This window comes from Streptomyces sp. NPDC001513 (assembly GCF_042894695.1).
In the GTDB taxonomy this organism is placed as follows: Bacteria; Actinomycetota; Actinomycetes; order Streptomycetales; family Streptomycetaceae; genus Streptomyces.
The window spans coordinates 127,061-148,730 of the sequence record NZ_JBIAVU010000019.1 but is presented as its reverse complement, the minus strand read 5'-3'; the positions used below and the strand labels follow the sequence as shown (position 1 = coordinate 148,730).

Annotated in this window: 17 protein-coding genes; 8 read left to right on the top strand and 9 right to left on the bottom strand. The window is 75.2% G+C overall.

The features are described 5' to 3' along the window. Positions 1-35: 35 nt before the first annotated feature. Genes cobG through ACFYZ4_RS34965 form a run of 3 tightly spaced genes read left to right on the top strand, consistent with a single transcriptional unit; the run spans position 36 to position 3,528 of the window. Complete coding sequence (gene cobG / locus ACFYZ4_RS34975) at positions 36-1,385, top strand: precorrin-3B synthase (protein ID WP_390785848.1); 1,350 nt, start codon at positions 36-38, stop codon at positions 1,383-1,385. Then, entirely contained in the window at positions 1,382-2,029 is a 648-nt protein-coding gene (locus tag ACFYZ4_RS34970; protein WP_390785836.1) for a precorrin-8X methylmutase, read from the top strand. The genes cobG and ACFYZ4_RS34970 overlap by 4 nt, the downstream gene beginning before the upstream one ends. Beyond that, positions 2,026-3,528, top strand: a complete 1,503-nt coding sequence (locus tag ACFYZ4_RS34965) for a precorrin-2 C(20)-methyltransferase (RefSeq protein ID WP_390785835.1) — start codon at positions 2,026-2,028, stop codon at positions 3,526-3,528. The genes ACFYZ4_RS34970 and ACFYZ4_RS34965 overlap by 4 nt, the downstream gene beginning before the upstream one ends. A 60-nt stretch (positions 3,529-3,588) precedes the next feature. On the opposite strand, the gene ACFYZ4_RS34960 is transcribed toward ACFYZ4_RS34965, so the two are convergent. Genes ACFYZ4_RS34960 through cbiE form a run of 3 tightly spaced genes read right to left on the bottom strand, consistent with a single transcriptional unit; the run spans position 3,589 to position 6,366 of the window. Continuing rightward, the gene (locus tag ACFYZ4_RS34960; RefSeq protein WP_351299641.1) at positions 3,589-4,356 is read right to left on the bottom strand and encodes a cobalt-precorrin-6A reductase; all 768 of its coding nucleotides are present in this window, start codon (positions 4,354-4,356) and stop codon (positions 3,589-3,591) included. Further along, positions 4,346-5,095, bottom strand: a complete 750-nt coding sequence (gene cobM / locus ACFYZ4_RS34955) for a precorrin-4 C(11)-methyltransferase (RefSeq protein ID WP_390785834.1) — start codon at positions 5,093-5,095, stop codon at positions 4,346-4,348. Before cobM ends, ACFYZ4_RS34960 begins: the two co-directional genes overlap by 11 nt. Continuing rightward, entirely contained in the window at positions 5,092-6,366 is a 1,275-nt protein-coding gene (gene cbiE / locus ACFYZ4_RS34950; RefSeq protein ID WP_351299647.1) for a precorrin-6y C5,15-methyltransferase (decarboxylating) subunit CbiE, read from the bottom strand. The genes cobM and cbiE overlap by 4 nt, the downstream gene beginning before the upstream one ends. A gap of 147 nt (positions 6,367-6,513) precedes the next feature. On the opposite strand from cbiE, the gene ACFYZ4_RS34945 reads away from it, so the two are divergent. Next, the gene (locus ACFYZ4_RS34945) at positions 6,514-7,461 is read left to right on the top strand and encodes an oxidoreductase (protein WP_351299650.1); all 948 of its coding nucleotides are present in this window, start codon (positions 6,514-6,516) and stop codon (positions 7,459-7,461) included. Positions 7,462-7,695: 234 nt separating this feature from the next. Here ACFYZ4_RS34945 and ACFYZ4_RS34940 read toward each other — a convergent pair whose 3' ends face one another. Further along, the gene (locus tag ACFYZ4_RS34940) at positions 7,696-8,298 is read right to left on the bottom strand and encodes a TetR/AcrR family transcriptional regulator (RefSeq protein WP_351299653.1); all 603 of its coding nucleotides are present in this window, start codon (positions 8,296-8,298) and stop codon (positions 7,696-7,698) included. A 120-nt stretch (positions 8,299-8,418) separates the two neighbouring features. Beyond that, a complete protein-coding gene (locus ACFYZ4_RS34935; RefSeq protein WP_390785833.1) occupies positions 8,419-9,408 on the bottom strand; it encodes a trypsin-like serine peptidase in 990 nt (329 codons plus the stop codon). A gap of 419 nt (positions 9,409-9,827) precedes the next feature. Here ACFYZ4_RS34935 and ACFYZ4_RS34930 point away from each other — a divergent pair, with 419 nt between their 5' ends. From ACFYZ4_RS34930 to ACFYZ4_RS34915, 4 genes are read left to right on the top strand one after another with little or no spacing between them, the layout of a single operon-like run. Further along, positions 9,828-11,090 carry a hypothetical protein gene (locus ACFYZ4_RS34930; protein WP_390785832.1) on the top strand — a complete coding sequence of 421 codons (1,263 nt, stop codon included), beginning with the start codon at positions 9,828-9,830 and terminating at the stop codon, positions 11,088-11,090. Further along, the gene (locus ACFYZ4_RS34925) at positions 11,087-13,171 is read left to right on the top strand and encodes a hypothetical protein (RefSeq protein WP_390785831.1); all 2,085 of its coding nucleotides are present in this window, start codon (positions 11,087-11,089) and stop codon (positions 13,169-13,171) included. Before ACFYZ4_RS34930 ends, ACFYZ4_RS34925 begins: the two co-directional genes overlap by 4 nt. Positions 13,172-13,210: 39 nt before the next feature. Beyond that, a complete protein-coding gene (locus ACFYZ4_RS34920) occupies positions 13,211-14,329 on the top strand; it encodes an AAA family ATPase (RefSeq protein WP_384341185.1) in 1,119 nt (372 codons plus the stop codon). Then, positions 14,326-17,958 carry an SAV_2336 N-terminal domain-related protein gene (locus ACFYZ4_RS34915; protein ID WP_390785830.1) on the top strand — a complete coding sequence of 1,211 codons (3,633 nt, stop codon included), beginning with the start codon at positions 14,326-14,328 and terminating at the stop codon, positions 17,956-17,958. The genes ACFYZ4_RS34920 and ACFYZ4_RS34915 overlap by 4 nt, the downstream gene beginning before the upstream one ends. Before the next feature lie 11 nt (positions 17,959-17,969). On the opposite strand, the gene ACFYZ4_RS34910 is transcribed toward ACFYZ4_RS34915, so the two are convergent. The 4 genes from ACFYZ4_RS34910 to ACFYZ4_RS34895 all read right to left on the bottom strand — a co-directional run bounded on the left by ACFYZ4_RS34910 (position 17,970) and on the right by ACFYZ4_RS34895 (position 21,666). Continuing rightward, on the bottom strand, positions 17,970-18,869 hold the full coding sequence (locus ACFYZ4_RS34910) for an ion transporter (protein WP_351299669.1): 900 nt from the start codon (positions 18,867-18,869) through the stop codon (positions 17,970-17,972). Positions 18,870-19,011: 142 nt separating this feature from the next. Continuing rightward, positions 19,012-19,782, bottom strand: coding sequence for a thioesterase II family protein (locus ACFYZ4_RS34905; RefSeq protein WP_390785829.1), 771 nt, complete (start codon positions 19,780-19,782; stop codon positions 19,012-19,014). Positions 19,783-19,852: 70 nt separating this feature from the next. Beyond that, on the bottom strand, positions 19,853-20,101 hold the full coding sequence (locus ACFYZ4_RS34900) for an acyl-CoA carboxylase subunit epsilon (protein ID WP_390785828.1): 249 nt from the start codon (positions 20,099-20,101) through the stop codon (positions 19,853-19,855). A gap of 5 nt (positions 20,102-20,106) precedes the next feature. Next, positions 20,107-21,666 (bottom strand): acyl-CoA carboxylase subunit beta, encoded by a 1,560-nt coding sequence (locus tag ACFYZ4_RS34895; RefSeq protein WP_390785827.1) that lies wholly within the window; start codon positions 21,664-21,666, stop codon positions 20,107-20,109. Positions 21,667-21,670: the final 4 nt, after the last annotated feature.

Below are 21,670 nucleotides of genomic sequence, written 5' to 3'. Positions count from 1 at the left end.
TGACGGACACAGGTCGGGGGAGGGGAATCGTGGGTATGCTCGCCGCCATGCCCCAGCCACCTTCCGCCGCATCGCGGGACGAACCCGCCATACGGGACCGTGGTGACGCCTGCCCCGGTGCGCTGCGGCTGCACGCGGCGGACGACGGGTTCCTGGCGCGGGTGCGGATTCCCGGCGGGTTGCTCGGCGGCGCCGCGGCGCGGCTGCTGGCCGATGCCGCCGACCGGCTCGGCGACGGGCACGTCGACCTCACCTCGCGCGGCAACGTGCAGCTGCGCGGCCTCGGCGAGAGCTGCGGCGGGGAACTGGCCGAGCTGCTGGTGGCCGCCGGGCTGCTGCCCGCGCCCACGCACGAGCGGGTCCGCAACATCGTCTGCTCGCCGCTCACCGGCCTCGACCTGCTGGGCCTGCCCGATGTGTCCCCCTGGGTGGCGGAGCTGGACGCGCTGCTGTGCGCGAGCGAAGCGGCGGCCGGGCTGTCCGGGCGGTTCCTCTTCGCCCTCGACGACGGCCGGGGTGATGTGACCTCGCTCGACGCGGACGTGAATCTCGTCCCGTGCGGTGGGGGGAGCGCCCTGCTGTGGATGGGGGACCGGCTCGGAGCCGTGCGCGTCTCTTCGGGTGACGCGCCGCGGGCCGCGCTGGTGGCCGCCGAGTACTTCCTCGACGCCGTGCGCGAGGCCGGTACCCGGGTCTGGCGGGTCGCCGAGCTGGCCCCCGAACACGCCTTGTCCGGTGCCCGGTTGGTGGGGCGGCTGGCCGATGCCGGTGTAGGAGCCGTCGTGGCGACGCCGGACCTGTCCGTCCGGTCGGGCCCGCCGCCCGAGCCCGGCGTCGTGCCCGGGCCCGACGGCGCCGCCTCGCTCTCCGTTCTCGCGCCGCTCGGGCGGCTCGACACCGCGCAGTGGCGTCGGCTCGCCGACCTCACGGGCCGGGTCCGGCTGACCCCCTGGCGCGGGGTCGTCGTTCCGGGGCTCCCGGGTCCGCCCGACAGGGCGACGGCGACGGCCGCCACCGCGCTCGCCGGCCTCGCGGACGCGGGGCTGGTCACGGCCCCCGACAGTCCCTGGCGGTCCGTCACCGCCTGTACCGGCAGGCCCGGTTGCGCGAAATCGCTGGCCGACGTACGCGCCGACGCGCGGGCCGTCGTGGAACGCGCCCGGGGGCCGCTGCCCGTGCACTGGTCCGGCTGTGAGCGCCGCTGCGGGCATCCGCGCGGCGCCGCCTGGGTGGACCTGGTCGCCACCCCCGCCGGATACGACCTCCACCTCGAAGGCCGCGCACCGCGACGCGGCGTACCGCGGCGCGAGCTCGCCCCCGCCCTCGCGGACGCCCGCCACGCAGCTCCCGTACGTGACAACCTCCCCGACTCAGTGCAGAAATGAGCGAGTACACCGTGTTCGAGTACGAGAAGGACGGCGCCGCGATCTACCGCCAGTCCTTTGCCACGATCCGCGCCGAGGCGGACCTCGCCGGCCTGCCGGCCTCGGTCGCCCAGGTCGCGGTGCGCATGATTCACGCCTGCGGAATGACCGACCTCCCGCAGGACCTCGGGTACACCCCCGAGGTGGTGCTGCGCGCCCGCGCCGCACTGGAGGCCGGCGCGCCGATCCTGTGTGACGTCCAGATGGTCGCCAGCGGGGTCACCCGCAAGCGGCTGCCCGCCGACAATGAGGTGATCTGCACCCTCTCCGACCCGGCGGTGCCGGACCTCGCCGCGAAGATGGGCACCACGCGGAGCGCCGCCGCCCTCGAAGTCTGGCGCGACCGCGGCCTGTTGGGGGGCTCGGTGATCGCGGTCGGCAACGCCCCGACCGCGCTGTTCCGGCTGCTGGAGATGATCGAGGAGGGCGCCCCGCGCCCGGCCGCCGTCATCGGCGTTCCCGTCGGCTTCATCGGCGCCGCCGAGTCCAAGGACGCCCTCGCCGCCCATCCCTCGGGACTCGACCACCTGATCGTGCGCGGCCGGCGGGGCGGCAGCGCCATCGCCGCGGCCGCCGTCAACGCCATCGCGAGCGTGGCCGAATGAGCGCCGGCCAGGCCCTCCGGGGGCGCCTGTACGGGGTCGGGCTCGGGCCCGGCGATCCGAACCTGATGACGCTGCGGGCCGTCCAGGTGATCGGCGAGGCCGATGTCGTCGCCTATCACAGCGCCCGGCACGGGCGCTCCATCGCCCGCTCGATCGCCGCGGCGCACCTGCGCGACACGCACATCGAGGAGCCGCTGGTCTACCCGGTCACCACCGAGACCACCGACCACCCCGGCGGCTACCAGGGCGCGATGGAGGAGTTCTACGAGTCCGCCGCCGCCCGCCTCGCCGCGCACCTGGACGCCGGCCGGACCGTCGCCGTGCTCGCGGAAGGCGACCCGCTCTTCTACAGCTCGTACATGCACATGCACAAGCGGCTTGCGGACCGGTACGAGACCGAGGTCATCCCCGGTGTCACCTCGGTGAGCGCGGCCGCCGCCCGGCTCGGCACCCCGCTCGTGGAGGGCGAGGAGGTCCTGACCATCCTCCCCGGCACCCTGCCCGAGGAGGAGCTCACCGCCCGGCTCGCCGCCACCGACTCGGCGGTCGTGATGAAGCTCGGCCGCACCTTCCCCGCCGTGCGGAGCGCGATGGAGAACAGCGGCCGGCTCGCCGAGGCCCGCTACGTCGAGCGCGCCACCATGGACGGGGAGCGGACCGGCCGGCTCGCCGACACCGATCCGGCGAGCGTGCCGTACTTCGCCGTCGCCGTGGTGCCCAGCCGCATCGGCAACCCGGGCAGCGTGCCGTCCGGCCCCGGCGAGGTCGTGGTGGTCGGCACCGGCCCGGCGGGCCCGCTGTGGCTCACCCCGCAGACCCGGCGCGCGCTGGCCGACGCCGAGGTGCTGGTCGGCTACACGACGTACCTGGACCGGGTGCCCGTGAAGCCGGGGCAGATCCGGCACGGCTCCGACAACAAGGTGGAGTCGGAGCGCGCCGAGTTCGCCCTCGACCTGGCCCGGCGCGGGCAGCGGGTGGCGGTGGTCTCGGGCGGCGACCCCGGTGTCTTCGCCATGGCCACGGCGGTCCTGGAGGTGGCCGGGCAGCCGGAGTACGAGGACGTGCCCGTACGGGTCCTGCCGGGCGTGACCGCGGCCAACGCGGCGGCCGCCGCGGCCGGCGCCCCGCTCGGCCACGACTACGCCACCGTCTCCCTCTCGGACCGGCTCAAGCCGTGGGAGGTCATCGCGGAGCGGCTGCGCGCGGCCGCCGCGGCCGACCTGGTGCTCGCCCTCTACAACCCCGGTTCGCGCAGCCGCACATGGCAGGTGGCGCAGGCGCGCGAGCTGCTGCTGGAACTGCGCGCTCCCGGGACCCCGGTGGTCGTCGCCCGCGACGTGGGCGGGCCGGAGCAGTCGGTGCGGATCGTCACGCTCGCCGAACTGGAGCCGTCCGAGGTCGACATGCGCACGATCCTGCTGATCGGCTCCTCGCAGACGCAGATCACCGAGCGGCCCGACGGGTCGCGGATCACGTGGACCCCGCGCCGCTACCCGTGAGGGCGGCCCCGTACGCATGACCGGGCCCGGAGCGCGAACCGCCTCCGGGCCCGGGCTGTTTCAGTCCACCGACCCGATCCACCGCAGGGCCGCGGCCACCGAATCCGCCTCCGCCACGCCCTGCGGCACCGCGGGGCGGCGTACGACCAGGACCGGGATGTCCGCCTCGCGGGCGGCGGCCAGTTTGGGGGCGGTGGCCGAGCCGCCGCTGTCCTTGGTGACGAGTACGTCGATCCGGTGGCGGGCGAGCAGTTCCCGCTCGCCGGCCAGGGTGAACGGGCCCCGGTCCAGCAGCACTTCGAGGCGCGGCGGCACGGGACCGTCCGGCGGATCCACCGAACGCACCAGGAACCAGGTGTCGGTGAGGTGCGCGAAGGTGTGCAGGCCCATGCGGCCGGTGGTGAGGAAGGCGCGGGTGCCGAAGCCGGGCAGCAGCGCGGCCGCGTCGGCGAGGGAGTCCACGAAGGTCCAGTCGTCGGCGGGCTGCGGCGTCCAGCCGGGGCGCCGCAGGGCCAGCAGCGGGACGCCCGTGAGCGCCTCCGCCTCGGAGGCGTGGAAACTCATCTGCTCCGCGAACGGGTGGGTGGCGTCGACGACGCGCGTGACGTCGTTGACGATGATCCACGCCGCGAGGCCCGCGATGCCGCCGAAGCCGCCGATCCGGGTGTCGCCGGGCGGGAGCGCCGGCGCGGCGACCCGGCCCGCGAGCGAGGTGGTCACATGGACCGAGGGGTCGGATTCCAGCGCCTCCGCGAGCTGCCTGGCCTCCGTCGTACCGCCGAGGATCAGCACGTGGTGGGCCGGGAGGGAGTGCGGTTCAGCAGACATGGCGGTCGCGCTCGGGGGAGTACAGGTGGCTGTCCCGGAACTGCTCCGCCCCCAGGGTGCGGCCCACCATGATGACGGCGGTGCGGACCAGGCCCGCCTCCTTCACTTGGGCGGCGATGTCGGCCAGGGTCCCGCGCAGGATCAGTTCGTCGGGGCGGCTGGCCATCGCCACGACCGCCACCGGGCACGCGGCCCCGTAGTGCGGCAGCAGCTCGTCGACGACCCGGTCCACGTAGCGGGTGGCCAGGTGAAGGACCAGCAGGGCGCCGCTGCGGCCGAGGGTGGCCAGGTCCTCGCCGGGCGGCATCGGGGTGGCCTGCTGGGCGATGCGGGTCAGGATCACCGTCTGGCCGACGGTGGGCACCGTCAGTTCCCGCTTGAGGGCGGCGGCCGCCGCGGCGAAGGCCGGTACGCCAGGGACGACCTCGTAGGGGATGCCGGCCGCGTCGAGCCGGCGCATCTGCTCCGCGACGGCGCTGAAGATGGACGGGTCGCCGGAGTGCAGCCGCGCCACGTCCCGGCCCGCCGCGTGGGCCCGTACGCACTCGGCGATGATCTCGTCGAGGTTCAGCTGCGAGGTGTCGACGAGGCGGGCGTCCGCCGGGCACTCGGCGAGCAGCTCGCGCGGTACGAGGCTGCCCGCGTAGAGGCAGACCGGGGCGGCGGCCAGGGTCCGGGCACCGCGCACCGTGATCAGGTCGGCGGCGCCGGGGCCCGCACCGATGAAGTACACGGTCATGTTCGATCCTTCTCCTTGGATGCGGTGGCCGGCTCGGCAGGCTTCGTCACCGACCACTGGGTGACCGGCATCGCCTGCCGCCAGCCCGTGAACCCGCCGACCGGCACGGCGTGCGCGACCGCGAGCTTCACCAGTTCGCCGCCGTGGCGGCGGTAGCGGTCGGTGAGGACCGCCTCCGATTCGAGGGTGACGGTGTTGACGACGAGGCGGCCGCCCGGGGCCAGCGCCGCCCAGGCCGCGTCCAGCAGGCCCGGTGCGGTGAGCCCGCCGCCGATGAACACCGCGTCGGGGGCCGGGAGTCCGTCGAGGGCCTGCGGTGCGGCGCCGACGACCACGCGCAGGCCCGGTACGCCGAGCGCCGCCGCGTTACGGGTGATCCGTGCGGCCCGCTCCGGTACGCGCTCCACCGCCACCGCCCGGCACGAGGGGTGGGTGCGCATCCACTCGATGCCGATGGAGCCGGAGCCGCCGCCGATGTCCCACAGCAGCTCGCCGGGGGCCGGGGCCAGCGCGCACAGGGTCGCGGCCCGGACGTGGCGCTTGGTGAGCTGCCCGTCGTGTTCGTACGCGGCGTCCGGCAGGCCGGGGGTCGCGCCGAGGCGCGGTGCGGCGTGGGCCGGGTCGCGGCGGCAGTCGAGGGCCACGACGTTCAGGGGGTCGCCGGGCGCGTGGTCCCAGCTGTCGGCGCGGCCCTCGTACGCGTCCTCGCGCTCGGAACCGAGCTGCTCCAGCACCCGCATCCGGCTCGGGCCGAAGCCCCGCTCTCGAAGCAGAGCGGCGATCTCGTTCGGGGTCGCCGCTCCGGCGCTGAGCACCAGCACCCGGCGCCCGTCGTGCAGCGCGGCCGCGAGCCGGGCCACCGGGCGGCCGACGACCGTGATCACCTCGGTGTCCTCCACCGGCCAGCCCAGGCGGGCGCAGGCGTACGACACGGACGACGGGTGCGGGTGGATCCGCAGGGAGTCCGGCCCGAGCTCCTCGGCGAGGGCCCGGCCGATCCCGTAGAACATCGGATCGCCGCTGGCCAGCACCGCGATCCGGCGGCCCGCGTGCTCGGCCATCAGCTTCGGCACGGCCGGCCGCAGCGGGCTCGGCCAGGCCACCCGCTCACCGGCGCACTCCCCGGCCGGCAGCAGGTCCAGCTGGCGCGGCCCGCCGATCAGGACCTGCGCCGAGGACAGCGCGGACCGCGCGGCGGTGGTGAGCCCGGCCCAGCCGTCGGCGCCGAGGCCGACGACCGTCACGGTTCTGGGGGGCGGTGCGGAGCTCACTGCGCGGTACCTCGGGGACGGGAGGGGGAAAGACGGCGGACCCGCAGCCTACTGGCCTGCGGATCCGGGGCCCGCGCCCACCCTCGCGGCACGTCCGCGATGCCAGGAGCTACCCTCGGTAACCCACCGCGACACGAGGGAGCCGCCATGCCCGGCTGGAACACCGGCAAGATCCCCGACCAGAGCGGCCGGACCGCCGTCGTCACCGGGGCCAACAGCGGGATCGGCTACGTCACCGCCCGCGAGCTCGCGCGGCACGGCGCCTCGGTCGTGCTGGCCTGCCGCAGCGCGGCGCGCGGGCGGGCGGCACTGGTCCGGCTGCGCGCGGAAGTACCGGTAGCCGAGGCGGAGTTCATGGAGCTGGACCTCGCCGACCTGGCCTCCACGAGGGAGTTCGCCGCCGCCTACGGGCAGCGGCACGCCTCCCTGGACCTGCTGGTCAACAACGCCGGCGTGATGGCGCTCCCGTACGGGCGCACCGCCGACGGGTTCGAGACCCAGTTCGGGGTCAACCACCTCGGGCACTTCGCCCTCACCGGGCTGCTGCTGCCCAGGCTCCGGGCGGCCGCCCCCGGGGCCCGGATCGTCAACGTCTCCAGCGGCTTCCACGTCCTGGGAAGGATCGACACCGAGGGCGGCGGCCTGGACGCGCTCTCCGACGAGCACGGCTACCGCCGCTGGGTCGCCTACGGCCGCTCCAAGACCGCCAACCTGCTCTTCACGCACGAACTGTCCCGCCGCTTCACCGCCGCCGGCTCCACGATCACCGCCGCCGCGGCCCACCCCGGCTACGCCTCCAGCAACCTGCACTCCGGAGCCTCGAAGGTGGAGGGCCCGACCCTCAACTCGCGCGTGGCGGCCTTCGGCAACGCGGTCCTCGCCCAGCCCACCTCCTCGGGCGCCCTGCCCACCCTGTACGCGGCGACCGCGCCCGGGGTCCGCCAGGACGCGTTCATCGGGCCGCGGTTCGGCTGGCGCGGAGCGCCGGCGCCGTCCTGGCGGGCGAAGTGGACCCTCGACGACACGTCCGGCGAACTGCTCTGGGCCGCCTCCGAGAAGCTCACGGGAGTCTCGTACGCATCCCTGCCGCGCTGACCCCCGCGGGGCCGGCCTTCCCGAACAGGGGTGCCCGTACGAATTCCCGGCACGCTCCCGCGCGGGCGCCCGCTGTGAGTCCGTCCGCCCCCGGGACGCCTCCGGGCGCCCCGGCTCGGGCCTGACCCGGGCGCCCCCCGCGCTGGAGACTCGGCGGCATGAGCGACGACGATACGGACAACCACCCAGAAGCCCACGACCACGCGGTGGTCCTCGGGGACGGTCAGGGGACGGTCAGGCCGGTTCGGGGCGCAGGGAGCGCCAGATGTGCTCGGGGAGGTGGCGGGCGGCTTCGGTGAGGTCGATCTCGTAGGTGCTGGACAGCCAGCGGCGGGCGGCCTCGGCGAGCGGGCCCATGACCAGGACCTCGATCACGGGGGCCGGCAGCGGGGCGATCTCGCCGCGCTCCATGCGGACCCCCATCCACTGCATGATGGCCGCGAACTTCTCCGCCTTGGCCGCGCCGATCTCCTCGGCGTGGGCCACCAGGTAGCCGGAGTAGGCGGAGGCGTGCAGGAACAGCGCGACGTCCCGGTGCTCCTGGGTGAAGGCCAGATAGGCCGTGACCCAGGAGCGCACCCCGGTGCGGGCGGTGCGGCAGCGGGTGAGCGCGGCGACCATGTCGTCGCACAGCATGTCCATGCACCGGATGTAGAGCGCGGCGGCGAGGCCGTCGAAGCTGCCGAAGTGGTGGTAGAGGCTGCCGAGGCTGACTCCGCTGGCCGAGACGACGGCGTTCACCGTGAAGCCCTGCTGCCCGGATTCGGCGAACACCCGCAGCGCGGTGGTCAGGAGCAGGTCGACGGTGGCTTCGCCGCGTTGTTGCTTGGGAGTCATGCTGCGGTCCCGTCGGTGTGCGTGGTGCTGTCCGGAATCTGCGCCACCGAGCCTAGCAAGATCGCGGAACTGGAAGACCTTTCTAGAAAGATCCTTCGTGATTTCTCGCGGCGGCAGGGGTCACGGCCGGGTCGAGCGCTCGTACAGCGCCCGGGTGTCGTCACCGAAGTAGACGCTGTACGAGGTCTGGTCGTCGCCGCCCCCGTCCCGGCCGCCGATCACCCCGATCAGCGTGCGGCCGTCGGTCAGCACCGGGCCGCCGCTCGTTCCGTTGGGCACGCCCGCACAGTCCAGCCGCAGCTGCGTCGGGCCGGCGGCGCGGGCGGTGTTGCGGCACTCCAGCGGCTGCTCGGAGTCGTTGGGGTAGCCCACGAGGCGGGCGGGCGCGGGCAGTTCGGGCCCGAAGGCGATGGTCGCGGCCCCGGTGACGTCCTCCAGCCGCTGCCCCGGGTAGCCGGGCCGGCGCAGCCGCAGGAAGGCGATGTCGTGGTCGGGGTCCTGGTCCTCGGTCCAGCGTGGGTCCACGTCGATCCGGGTGGGCACCCAGACGCCGTACGGGGCCACGCCGTCGCGGTAGCCGGGGGCGAAGGCGAGGTTGGTGCGGAAGCCGCCGCCGTGCACGCAGTGCGCGGCGGTGGCGATGAGGTCGCCGCCGGGGGAGTGGACCACGACCGCCGAGCAGTGGTGGTCGGGGTCGCCGTCGGAGCCGGGGGAGAAGAGCGCGCCGATCGCCGGTTCGGCGGGGGCGGGCCGGGCCTCCAGCGGATCGGAGGGCTGCCAGCCGGTGGTCCGCCAGTTCGCCGGGGCGCTGCCCCCGGCGAAGACCTTGCCGTCCGCCGCGGCCTCCGGGGCCTCCCGGACGATCCCGTCCAGCACGGCGCCCGCGGTCTTGTCGGCGCGTTCGGGGTCCTGCTGGTAGGTGCCCCGGGCGGGATCCCCGTCGGCACGGGTGGCGGCGATGCCGCGCAGCTCCCAGGCGGCGTACCCGAGGCCCGCGAGGACCAGGGTGCAGAGCAGGCCGAGGAGCAGGGAGCCCCATGTGCTCCGCTGCCGTCCCCGCTCCCGCCCCCGTTCCCGTCTCCGCTTCCGCTCGTGAACCCTGCTGGCCATCTGCTGCTCCCACCCCGCCGACACGTCCGACGCCTCGTTCGATGGGGGGATGGCGGCGCGGGTTCCGCGAACCGGACGTGGCCGAGCTCACAGCCGACCGTACTGTCGTGCACGCGTCACGCATTTGTCTGCCGTCGGTCACCCGACCGCCCTGCGCTCCAGGCGACTTGGGCACCCCCACCTTGACCGGCAGGAGCCAGGGTATGAGATTGCGGAACCGGATGGCGGGCGCGGTGACCGCCGGACTGGCGGCCCGTGGCCCTCGTGCTCGGCACGGCGCCGGCCGATGCGGCGCGCGGCCGCTGAGCCCCCCGGGCCCCCGGAGCCCCGGGAGCCCGAACTCCCGGTTCCCCGCCCCTTGTCACCCGCGCGGCGCTATGGTGCGGGCGGGGGCGACTGTACGAGGGGGCGGGGCGGCGATGCGTTTTCTGTTTGTCCACGGCACGGGGGTACGGCGCGAGCGGCACGACCGGCTCTTCGCCCTGGTCCGGGAGCGGCTGACGGCGAGATTCCGCGACGCGGCCGTCGAATCCTGCTACTGGGGCGACCGCTTCGGCGCGACCCTCGGCGCAGGCGGCCGGTCCGTCCCCGGACTGCGCCGGCCGGGTCCGGACGCCGAGCCCGACCCCGTGGACGCCGAGACGGCCGAGTGGGCGCTCCTCCTCGCCGACCCGCTGTGCGAGCTGCGCGTCCTCGCCGAGGCCGGCTGGGAGAGCCGGGACGGCGACGACGCCGAGGGCGCCGAGGACGACGGCTTCGCGATGCCCGGCGTCCGGTCCGCCGGGGCCCGGGTGCTCGCACTGCTGACCGCGTTACCGCCCGCACCGCCCCGGGCCGGGGACGAACTCGGCGCGCTGCTGCACGGCACCGGGCTCGCCGCGGGCTTCGCCACCGCCCTGGAGACCACCGCCCGCTCCGCCGAGGCGGTCCGGGCCGGGGAACGCGCCGCCGACGAACCGCAGGCACGGGAGCTCGCCACCGCCCTCGCCCGGTCCGTGACCGCCGCCGCTCTGGCCCACGCCGGAGCCGAGGCCGACTGCACCGGCGCCGAACGGGACCGCCTCGTCGAACTGCTCACCACCCGCCTCGGCGGCGACGCCCGGGTGCCCGGCGCCCGCGCGGCCGCCGTCCTGGGCCGGCTCGCCCTGCGGGTCACCACCCAGCCCCTGCTCAATGCCTGGCGCGGCTCGCTCACCGTCGGCGCCACGCCCGCGCTCGGCGACATCCTGCGCTACCAGGCCCGCGGCCACGACCTGCGCACGTTCCTGCACGCCCGGATCGCCGCCGACCCGGCACCGACCGTACTCATCGGCCACAGCCTCGGCGGGATCGCCCTGGTGGACCTCCTCGCCCTCGCCGCCGCCCGCGGCGAGGCCGTTCCCGGGGCGGAACTGCTCGTCACCGTCGGCTCCCAGGCCCCCTTCCTCTACGAGCTCGGCGCGCTCACCGCGCTCGAACCCGGCGCGAAGCTCCCGTACGGCTTCCCGCGCTGGCTCAACGTCTACGACCGCCAGGACGTGCTCTCCTACCTCGCCGGCCCGGTCTTCCCCGGCGACCCGCGCGTCACCGACCACGAGGTCGGCAGCCGCCAGCCGTTCCCGGCCTGCCACAGCGCCTACTGGAAACAGGACTCCCTCTACGAGCGGATCGAACAGGCGGTGGCCGAGGCGGAGATCGGGTGACGCCCGCCGACTTCCTGCCCCCGGCCCTCGGGCCGCGGCGCACCTTCGCGCTCGTCGCCGGGGTCGAGCGCTACGAGGTCAGCCACCACTGGAACCTGCGCGGTCCGGCCCGCGACGCCCTGCGCTTCGCCCGCTGGCTGACCGGTCCCGCCGAAGTGCCGGCCGGCAACATCCGGCTGCTGTTGTCCCCGCTCGACGCGCCCGACGACCTCGACTGGACGGACACGCCGGCCATGGCCGCGCTGCGGACCGCGCACCGCCCGGCGACCGAGGAGAACGTGAAAGCGGTGCTGCTCGACGAACTCCCGCAGTGCGACGGCGACCTGCTGTGGATCTTCTGGGCCGGACACGGCTACCTCGGCCCGCGCCAGGAGCTGATGCTGCCCTGCGCCGACGCCAGCCGCGGCCAGATCAGACACCTCAACCTCGACTCGGCGCTGCGCTGGTGGCGGACCGACCTGGTCAAACCGCGCCGCTTCCCGCTCCAGGCCGCACTCGTGGACTCCTGCCGGGTCGACGCGCCCCGCGACGCCCGGTGGAACTTCGGCACCACCGACTACGGAGGCGGCAGTTCGGTGCCGGGCCGCCGCCAGTTCCGGCTCTACGCCTCCCGGGAGGGCGAGGCCGCCCAGAACGACGCCGAGCGCGGCGCCGGCCGCTTCACCGAGGCCCTGCTCGGCGAGATCGGACACCGGTCCTTACGGGACGGCGTCAACGGACTGCCCGGCGCCGCCCTCAGCATCCACCGCGCCTTCCAGGAGCTGCGCGAGCGCGGCGAGGGCTGGCAGCTGCCGCAGTTCGTGGTGGACCGGGACTGGGACGCCTGCTCCTTCCTCGACGACGAGCTGCCCGGGCCCCGGCTGCCCCGGGCCGCCCGGCTCGACCAGCGCGCCTGGGACGGGCTCGGCGAGCTCTTCGAGGGCCGCGAACTGCCGCGCGGCGCGCACGAGGCCTACGCCTGGGCGTTCAAGGTGGCCGGCTGCACCACCCCGGTGCGCGGCGGCCTGCCGGGGGACAGCCTCCTCGAAGTGGTCCAGGACCTGGACGAGCGCCAGGGCGGGCGCGGCGGGATGCCGCTGGCCGTGCCCTTCGTACGGTTCCTCGCGGACCGGGCCGCCAAGGCGGGCGACGCGGCCTGGGCGGCCCGGCTGACGGACTGGGTGCACGCCACCCGCGAGCGACTCGGCCTGCCCGCGGTGCCCATGCCCCCGCCCCCGCCGCGCACGACGGTCGTGCACGTCCGGCTGGAGGCGCCGCCGGGCGGCGGCCCCGGCCACCTCGCCCGGATGTGGCTGCACGGCGAACGGACCGAGCACATATGGGAGTCCGAGGAGGCGCCGGTCCGGCTGGACACCGTACGGGAGGAACTCGTACGGCAACTGGCCCTCATCGGGGCGACGTCGGGCGGCGGCGGGGAGGCCGGCCGGCGGACGTACGGCGCGGTGGACCGCATCGAGTTCCACGTGCCGTACGAGCTGCTGGACGCCGACTTCGACCAGTGGCCGGTGCCCCACGGCCCGGCCGGCCGGGCCCGCGCCCTCGGCCAGCTCCACCAGGTGGTGGTGCGCTGCCCGCAGGAGCGGGCGGACACCCGGGCCGCATGGCACACCTCCTGGCGGTGGCTGTGCGCCCAGGGCGGCCGGCACCGCGACGCCGTCCGGGTGGTGGCGGACACCGAGGTCACGGACGCGCTCGGGCTGGAACTGGCCGACGGGCCGGCGCCCGCCTGCGTCCTGGCGCACACGACGGCGGCGCCGCACACCGGCCTGCTGGAAGCCGTACTCGAAGGGGGCGTCCCGGTGGCCGTGTGGCGGCGCGGGGGCGGCGTACCGGCGCCCGCGCTCCTCGACCTGCTCGCGCCGGCCGGGCCGGACGGCCGGCCCGACCCCGGCGCGCTCGACGTACTGGACCTGCCCGCACGCGTGTGGGCCGTGCGCCGGGCGGCCGCGAAGGCCGCCGCGCGCGCCCCGGGCGCGGCCGCGGGAGCCGCGAGCGCCCGTCAACCACCGCCAGGGGGAGACCAGTTGGTGCTCCTGTGGGACGATCCCGACGACGTGCCGGGCCACCGGTCCCTGGCCTGACACCCGACCACCGACCACCGACAGACCGCGACACGGACGATGGAGGCAGAGGAAGTGGCGAAGGACTGGTGGCTGTACCACGGGAGCGGCCCCGGCGGGGACCGGCGCGCCCGGCTGGAGGCCGGATCCCCGCCACCCTGGCGGGACTTCACCGGCACCCCCGACCCGGGATACGAGCCGCCCGGCTGCGAGGGGCCGGCCTGGGAGCGGACCTGGCGGCGCGGCGCGGGCTACGTGCCCGGCGAGGCGGAGAAGGACGTGGTCAACACGGCCCTGTACCTGCGCCGGCCGCTGCTCATCACCGGGAAGCCGGGCGTCGGCAAGTCCACGCTCGCCTCCAGCATCGCCACGGACCTGGGCCTCGGCCCCGTACTGCACTGGCCGATCACCAGCCGGACCGTGCTGCGGGACGGGCTGTACCTGTACGACGCCATCGGGCGCCTCCAGGAGGCCGGGCTGGAGCAGCTGCGCACGCCGGGCGCGCACCCCGCGGCCGCCGCCTCCGCCGCCGACGTACCGCCGCCACCGGACCCGGCCCTCGCCCCGGCCGCCGTCCCCGCCGCCGCCCCGTCGATCTCCCGCTACCTGCGCCTCGGACCGCTCGGCACCGCACTGCTGCCGCAGGACCGGCCCCGCGTCCTGCTCGTCGACGAGATCGACAAGAGCGACATCGACCTGCCCGGCGACCTCCTCACCGTCTTCGAGGACGGCGGCTTCCTCATCCCCGAACTCGCCCGCCTGGCCCAGGAGGACCCCACCGTCGCCATCGGCACCGACGACGACCCCGAAGCCGCCGTGCGGATCACCCAGGGCCACGTCCAGTGCCGGTACTTCCCCGTCGTCGTCCTCACCAGCAACGGCGAACGCGATTTCCCGCCCGCCTTCCTGCGGCGCTGCGTCCGCCTCCACCTGGAGCCGCCCGGGCCGGAGAAGCTCGCCCGCATCGTGCGCCGCCGACTGGGCGTCGACATCGAGGAGGGCGAGGAGTACCAGGAGCTCGTCCAGAGCTTCCTCGACCGCGGCGAGGACGGGGACCTCGCCACCGACCAGCTCCTCAACGCCATCCAACTGCGCCTCGCCGGAGCCTGGTCCGCCCCCGGGGACCGCGACCGCTTCCTCGCCACCGTGATGCAGCACCTGACCGGGCCCACGGCGTGATCGAGAGGCTGCTCGCCGCCTTCGCCGAGGGAGCCGACGACGGCGGCCCGCGCACCGGCGTCGGCGTCGAGGAGATCGCCGACATCCTGTGGCTGGCGGCCCGGGTGGACCCCGCCGGGGCCCGCCCGCCCGGCGCGCCCGCCGCCGGCCCGACGGGCGAGCAGCCGCCGGTCCCCGAACCGGCCGCACCCGAGGCCGGCCCCGACGCCCTCGCGCCCCCCGAGCCCGACCGCCCGGACGAGGGCCCGCCCGCCGTCCGGCTCTTCCCGGCCTCCCCGCCCGACCCCGACGGAAAGCCGGCCGACACCGCGGGGGGCCGCCGGGGCTCGCCCGTACGGCTGCCCCGCGCCGCCTCCCTCGACGATCCGCTCGCCCTGATGCGCTCCCTGCGCCCCGTCGGCCGGCGCTCCATCGGGGGCCCCGGGGAGGAACTGGACGAGCAGCTCACCGTCGAGCGCAGCATCGAGCGGATGGTGCCGACCCCGGTCCTGCGGCCCGCCGAGAGCCGCTGGCTGGACCTGGCGCTGGTCGTCGACACGCACCACTCGATGCTGCTGTGGTCGGACCTCGTGGACGAACTCCGCGGCGTCCTGACCCGCAGCGGGGTCTTCCGCGACGTACGCACCTGGCAGCTGACCGGCACCGGACCCGGCGCCACCCCGATGCTCACGCGCGGCCGCGGCGGCCCGCCCCGCAACCCGCTGGAACTGGCCGACCCCGCGGGCCGCCGGCTGATCCTCGTACTCTCCGACACCGTGGCGGGCGGCTGGCGGGAGGCCCCCGTGCAGGGCGTGCTCCGGCACTGGTGCGCGCACAACGCCGTGGCCGTCCTGAACGTCCTGCCCGAACGGCTCTGGACGCGCGGCGCCGTCCGGCCCGTCCCCTTCGCCGTCCGCGCGGACCGGCCCGCGGCCGCCACCCGCTCCTGGCAGCAGGTCCCGGCCAGCCGGCGGTCCGGCGCCGGCCGCCGCCGCGCGGCCGCCGCCGCGGCCGTCGTACCGGTGGTCGGCATCGCCTCCGGCAGCCTGGCCCGGCTGGTGCGCGTGGTCTCCGGCGACGGCCGGTGGCGGCGGCTGGCCTGCCTGCGGCTGGATGCCGAGCCGGGGTCCACGGGCACCCCGGAGGATCCCGCCCCCGCCGCCGCGCGCAGCGCGCTGGAGGTGGTGGAACGGTTCCGGGCGAGCGCCTCCCCGACCGCGCAGCAGCTCGCCGCCCACCTGGCCGCCGTACCGCTGACCCTGCCGGTGATGACGCTGGTGCGGCGCTCCCTGCTGCGGAACTCGGAGCACGGTCACCTCGCGGAGGTCGCCCTCGGCGGGCTCTTCGCCCCCTGGGACACCGAACAGGCGACCGAACAGGCCGCCGATGAGGTGGAGTTCGAGTTCCTGCCCGGGGTGCGCGAGGCCCTGCTCGGCTCGCAGCTGCGCGGGGACGTGGCCGCCGTACGGGAGCTGGTGCGCCGCCGCGTCTGGGAGTTCATGTCCCGCAGCCGGCGGTTCGCACCGGACTTCACCGCCGTCCGGGTCACCCCGGGAGGCACGGGCCGCCGCGCGGTGGCGGACGAGGCCCTGCCCTTCGCGGCCGGGCCGCCGCAGCAGCCGGGCCTGCCGGACCGGGTCGTACGCGTCCGCTACGACGCCATGCCGGAGCCCCAGGAGGTCGGCACCCTGCTGACGCCGCGGCTGGTGCTCACGGTCGGCGACGTCCCGCTCTCCCGGGGCGCGGTCGCCTGGGTACGGGCTGGCGCCCGCGAGGTCTCCTGCCGCCCGGTGTGGTGGGACGACGCCCTGCCCCGGGTCTCGCTGCTGCTGGCCGACGAGGACCTGGCGGACCGGGCCGACCGGCCGGAGCCGCTGCCCTGGGCGGAGGCGGACACGGGGACCGCGCGGGTCCGCGTCGACGGCCGTACGGACCGGGGGGAGTCCGTCGCGCTGACGGGCGAGGTGGTCCCGAACGACGGCGCCCGCAACGGCGAGCTCGTCCGGCTCTCCGCAGAGCCCGAGAGCTGGACGCACTACCGCGGCGGCCCGGTCTCCCACGCCGGCGAGCTGGTCGGCGTCGTGCACGGGGTCTGGCCGGACCGCATGGTCTTCCTGTCGGGCCGCGCCCTGCGGGAACTGCCCGGCTTCCGGGAGGTCATGGCCGAGCACGGGCAGCCGCGCGCGGCGGAGGACTCCGCTGTGTGCGTCGCGGTGCTGCCCGGTGACGACGGCGTGTACCCGGTCGGAAGCTCGCCGGACGAGGAGGTGAGAGACCTCATGCTGCAGCTCATGGGGGACGCGGACGTCACCCTCCGGCTGGTCGGCTCCGGGGAGGGCACGCCGAGGCTCGTGCTGCTGGACGCGCCGGGAGCCCTCGGCAAGGCCGGCCGGCTGCTGTCCGAACTTCCCGGGGCCATGGCCCTGTTCGCGGGCCGCAGGACGGATGGCGGACCCTTCTCCCTCCGCGTGGCCGTGGCCGCGGGGCCCACGCAGGCCCTTCGGGCGGGGAGCCGCGTCAGCAGCTCGCCGACCGTGTCCGAGGCCGTCCGGGTCCTCCGGCAGGTGGACCGGACCGGGTCGACGGCGGGGCCCCTCGCCGTGGCCCTGTCCCACTCCGTGTACGAGGAACTCGCCGAGCTGGTCGGTCCCACCGCGCTGCGCACCCTCGTGCCGATCGGCGGCGGGGCGGAGGGCTGGCTGTGCACCGGCGACCCCGTCGAGCTGGGCCTCGCCCTGACGGAGGCCGGTGAGCTCCAGGGCGAGGGCATCGACTGGCCGGTCTGCGGCCGCCGCTCCGTGCGGTCCCTCCCCACGCCGTGCACGGGGATCCGGCTGCCCGGGTACGAGCGGTGCCTGGCCCATCTGGAGAGCGCGGAGCAGCGGGCCTACCTCGGGACGCTCGAACCGGGGTCGCCCCTGGACCTGCGGGGCACCACCTTCGAGGGCGGCCTGCTCCAGGAGGTCCTGGAGGCGTTGCGGCAGCCGAGTTCGCGGCGCGTGAGGCTCGGCCCGGCCGATTTCGACCGGGCGCACTTCGTGGACGACTGGAACACGGTGGACGCCGAGTTCTCGGGCCGCGCCTCCTTCTCCCGGGCGGTGTTCGCGGGCCGGGCCGTGTTCGTACGGACCGCGATCGCGGGGCGGGCCTCCTTCACCGGCGCGGCCTTCCACGGCGTCGCCGTCTTCGACCGGAGCCTCTTCCAGCGCGGGGGTACGTTCCGCCGTACGGTCTTCCGCGGCTCGGCGGAGTTCACGGACACCGAGTTCGTCGAAGGGGTCTCCTTCGGCCGGGCCGTGCTGGAGGCCCCGGCCGACCTGAACGGGATGCGGGTGACCGGGACGGCGGACTTCTCCCGCACCGTCTTCGCCGGTCCGGCCGGGCTGAGCGGTGCCGACTTCGCCGGACCGGTCTCCTTCTCGTCCGCCACGTGGGAACGCGGGCTGGTCTCCAGCGGCGTCGTGTTCCACGGACCGGTCGACTTCGCGGACGCCGCCTTCCGGGGCCGGGTCCGCTTCGATGGCGTGCGCTTCGAAGCGGACCCGGACGACGCCGCGCGCCCCTTCACCGACCAGCCCGAGCGGTGGGCGGTCCGCCGGCGTCCGGACGGCATGTGGGACATCCGTCTGCTCGACGTCGGGGAGAAGTGATCCCCGGCCGGTCAGGGGCCGCTGTGCGAGGCCTCCAGCTGCCGCGGCGGGCGGCCGTCCGCCGTGGTGAGGGTCGCCTCGATCTCGTCGAGGGCGCGGCGGGCCGTCGCGATGCGGTCCCGTACGTCCGCGTCGGTCGGCGGCGGCCCCGGCTGCTTCAGGTCGCGGTTGGCCGCGTCCTCGATCTCGCGCGCCTCGTCGAGGGAGTTGAGGACGACCCCGATGAGGACGTTCACCAGCACGAAGGAGGCGAGCAGCGCGTAGGAGGCGTAGTAGATGATGCTGAGCCGGGAGATCTGCAGCCCCGCCCGGACGGCGTCGGTCAGGCCGTCGAGGGTGGTCAGCAGGAACAGCGTGAGCATCGCGCGGCCCACCGAACCGTAGTGCTGCGGGTCGGAGTCGGCGAAGCAGACCCAGCCGACCATGGCGTACACGTACAGCACCAGCGCGCCGACGAACAGGAAGCTGGCGGTCCCCGGCAGGCTGCGGCCGACGGCGATCAGCAGGATGCGCAGGTGCGGCAGGAAGCGCGCCGTGCGCAGGACGCGGGCCAGCCGCAGCATCCGCAGCAGGGTGGTGTTCTCCCGTACGAGCGGGACGAAGGCGGAGGCCACGACCGCGAGGTCGAAGAGGTTCCACGGGTCGCGGAAGAATGCTTTCGGCCGGTCCGCGCACGCGCCGATGCGCAGCAGCATCTCCAGGCTGAACAGGGCGAGGCAGCAGTTCTCCGCGGCCTCCAGCACCTGCCGGTGGTCCGCGGCGAGCCCGCTGTACGTCTCCACGCCCATCAGAGCGGCGTTGAGCAGGATCACGCAGAAGACGACCAACCCGAAGGCGGGGGCCTCCGTGGCCACCCGGCATCGGGCTGCCAGCTTCATCCGGCCGCGTCCGGCCGGCTTCGGGTCTCTCATCGTGCTCCTCGTACTCTCGTCTGCACCGCGGACGAACGGCGGCCCACCTCTCTAACGCCCCACAGCCGATCGGGTTTCATCATTTTGCGTACGCCAACGCGCCGACTCGTGCGGGTTGTCCGCCGATCCGGTCCCGGAAGGGCTACACCAGCCCGCGCCGGAGCAGGGCGATCACCTCGGCGGCGTGCTCGTTGAGGTAGAAGTGGCCGCCGGGGAAGCGGTACAGCGAGAAGGGGCCGTCCGTGTGGTCGGCCCAGGCCGCGGCCTCCTCGGCGGTCACCTCGGGGTCGCTGTCCCCGGTGAGCACCGTGATCGGGGAGGTCAGGGCGGGGCCGGGGCGGTGGCGGTAGGTCTCGGCGGCCTTGTAGTCGCCGCGGAGCGCCGGGAGCACCGAGCGCAGCAGTTCGTGGTCGGCCAGGACCGCCGGGTCCGTGCCGTTCATCCCCTTGATCCTGGCGAGCAGCTCGGCGTCGGGGGCGAGGTGGACCAGCTGGTTCGCGCGCGGCCGCGAGGGGGCCCGGCGCCCCGAGGCGAACAGTGCCACCGGCGCGGGATCACCGGCCGCCTCCATCCGCCGCGCCACCTCGAAGGCCAGGGACGCGCCCAGGCTGTGCCCGAACAGCGCCACCGGGCGGTCGCACCACGGCCGCAGCTCCGCGACGACCCGGTCCGCGAGCTCGTGCAGATCGTCGACGCACCGCTCGTGGCGGCGGTCCTGGCGGCCCGGATACTGCACGGCCACCACGTCGGCGTCCGGGGACAGGGCCCGCGACACCGGGAACCAGTAGCTCGCCGAGCCGCCCGCGTGCGGGAAGCAGAACAGCCGTACGGGGGCGTCCTCGGAGGGGTGGAAACGGCGCAGCCAGGCGCTGGTCGCCGTCAGGGTCGAAGGGGTCAGGGTCGTACGGGTCATCGTGGGTCGGTGTCCTTTCGGGGGAGGTCTGGTCGGCTCACGGGACCGGCCGGTTCACGGGTCTGCCGGCTCACGGTCGGTCCCGTTCACGGTCGGTCCGGCGCTCGGCGCGGTCCGGCGCACGCGCGGTCCAGGCGCCCGGCGGACGCCAGCCGCGGGCGGGACCCCAGTCGGCCCGGGCCGGCGGGGGCGGGGCCTGTGCACCGCCGTCGCCCGGCTGCCGGGCTGCGGCGAGCAGCGCGAGGAGGACGGCGGCCAGTTCGGTGCCGTCCGGTGCGCCGCGCACGATCTTCACGTCTGGTTCGGCCCGCTCGCTCATCGGGCTCAGAACGGCGGGTTGCCGTGCTTGCGTTCGGGCAGCGGCACGTGCTTCGCCCGCAGGACCTCCAGCGCGTCCGCCAGCACCTGCCGGGTGGCGGCCGGGTCGATGACGTCGTCGACGAGACCGCGCTCGGCGGCGTAGTAGGGATGCATGAGTTCCTGCCGGTACTGCTTGACGCGCTGCGCGCGCGTCGCCTCCGGGTCGTCCGAGGCGGCGATCTCCCGGCGGAAGACGACATTGGCCGCGCCCTCGGCGCCCATGACGGCGATCTCGTTCGTCGGCCACGCGAAGGACAGGTCCGCGCCGATCGAGCGGGAGTCCATGACGATGTAGGCACCGCCGTACGCCTTGCGCAGGATCACCTGCACCCGGGGCACCGTGGCCGCGCAGTACGCGTACAGCAGTTTCGCGCCGTGCCGGATGACCCCGCCGTGCTCCTGGTCGCTGCCCGGCAGGAAGCCCGGCACGTCCACCAGCGTCACCAGCGGGATGCTGAAGGCGTCGCAGGTCTGCACGAATCGGGCGGCCTTCTCCGAGGCGTGGATGTCCAGCACCCCGGCGAGCGAGGCGGGCTGGTTGGCGACGATCCCCACCACGTGGCCGTCCAGCCGGGCCAGCCCGCAGACGATGTTGGTCGCCCAGTGGGCGTGGACCTCGAAGAGATCACCGTCGTCGACGATCTCCTCGATCACCGCGCGCATGTCGTACGAGCGCGCCGGGTCGGCCGGGACCAGCTCGGACAGCGCCCCGGTCCGGCGGTCGGCCGGGTCGCCGGCGGGCACGGCGGGCGGCATCTCACGGTTGTTGGAGGGCAGCAGCGACAGCAGGTGCCGTACCTCCTCCAGGCACTCCTCCTCGGTGTCGTAGAGGAAGCCGCTCGCGCCCGAGACGCAGGAGTGGACCTGCGCGCCGCCGAGATCGTCGTGGCTGATCCGCTCGCCGGTCACCGCCTGCACCACGTCGGGGCCGGTGATGTACATCTGCGCGATGTCGCGCACCATGAACACGTAGTCCGTCAGCGCGGGGGAGTACGCCGCCCCGCCCGCGCACGGCCCGAGCATCACGCTGATCTGCGGAATCACCCCGGACGCCGCCACGTTGCGGCGGAAGATGCCGCCGTACCCGGCGAGCGCGGTGACCCCCTCCTGGATCCGGGCCCCCGCGCCGTCGCTGAGCGACACCAGCGGGGCGCCGGCCGCCAGCGCGAGGTCCATCACCTTGTGGATCTTCTGCGCGTGGGCCTCGCCGAGCGAGCCGCCGAAGATCCGGAAGTCGTGCGCGTACACGAACACCCGGCGGCCCCCGACCTTGCCCCACCCGGTCACCACGCCGTCGGTGTGCGGCCTGCGGTCCTCCAGCCCGAAACCGGTGGCCCGGTGCCGGCGCAACTGCTCGATCTCGCGGAAGGTGCCCGGGTCGAAGAGCAGGTCCAGCCGCTCGCGCACGGTCAGCTTGCCGCGGGCGTGCTGCGCCTCGGAGGCGCTCGGGGACGGGCCCAGCTCGGCGGACTCCTTGATCGCTCCTAGTTCGGCCACTCGGACACCGACATCGGCAACTGTCATGCTC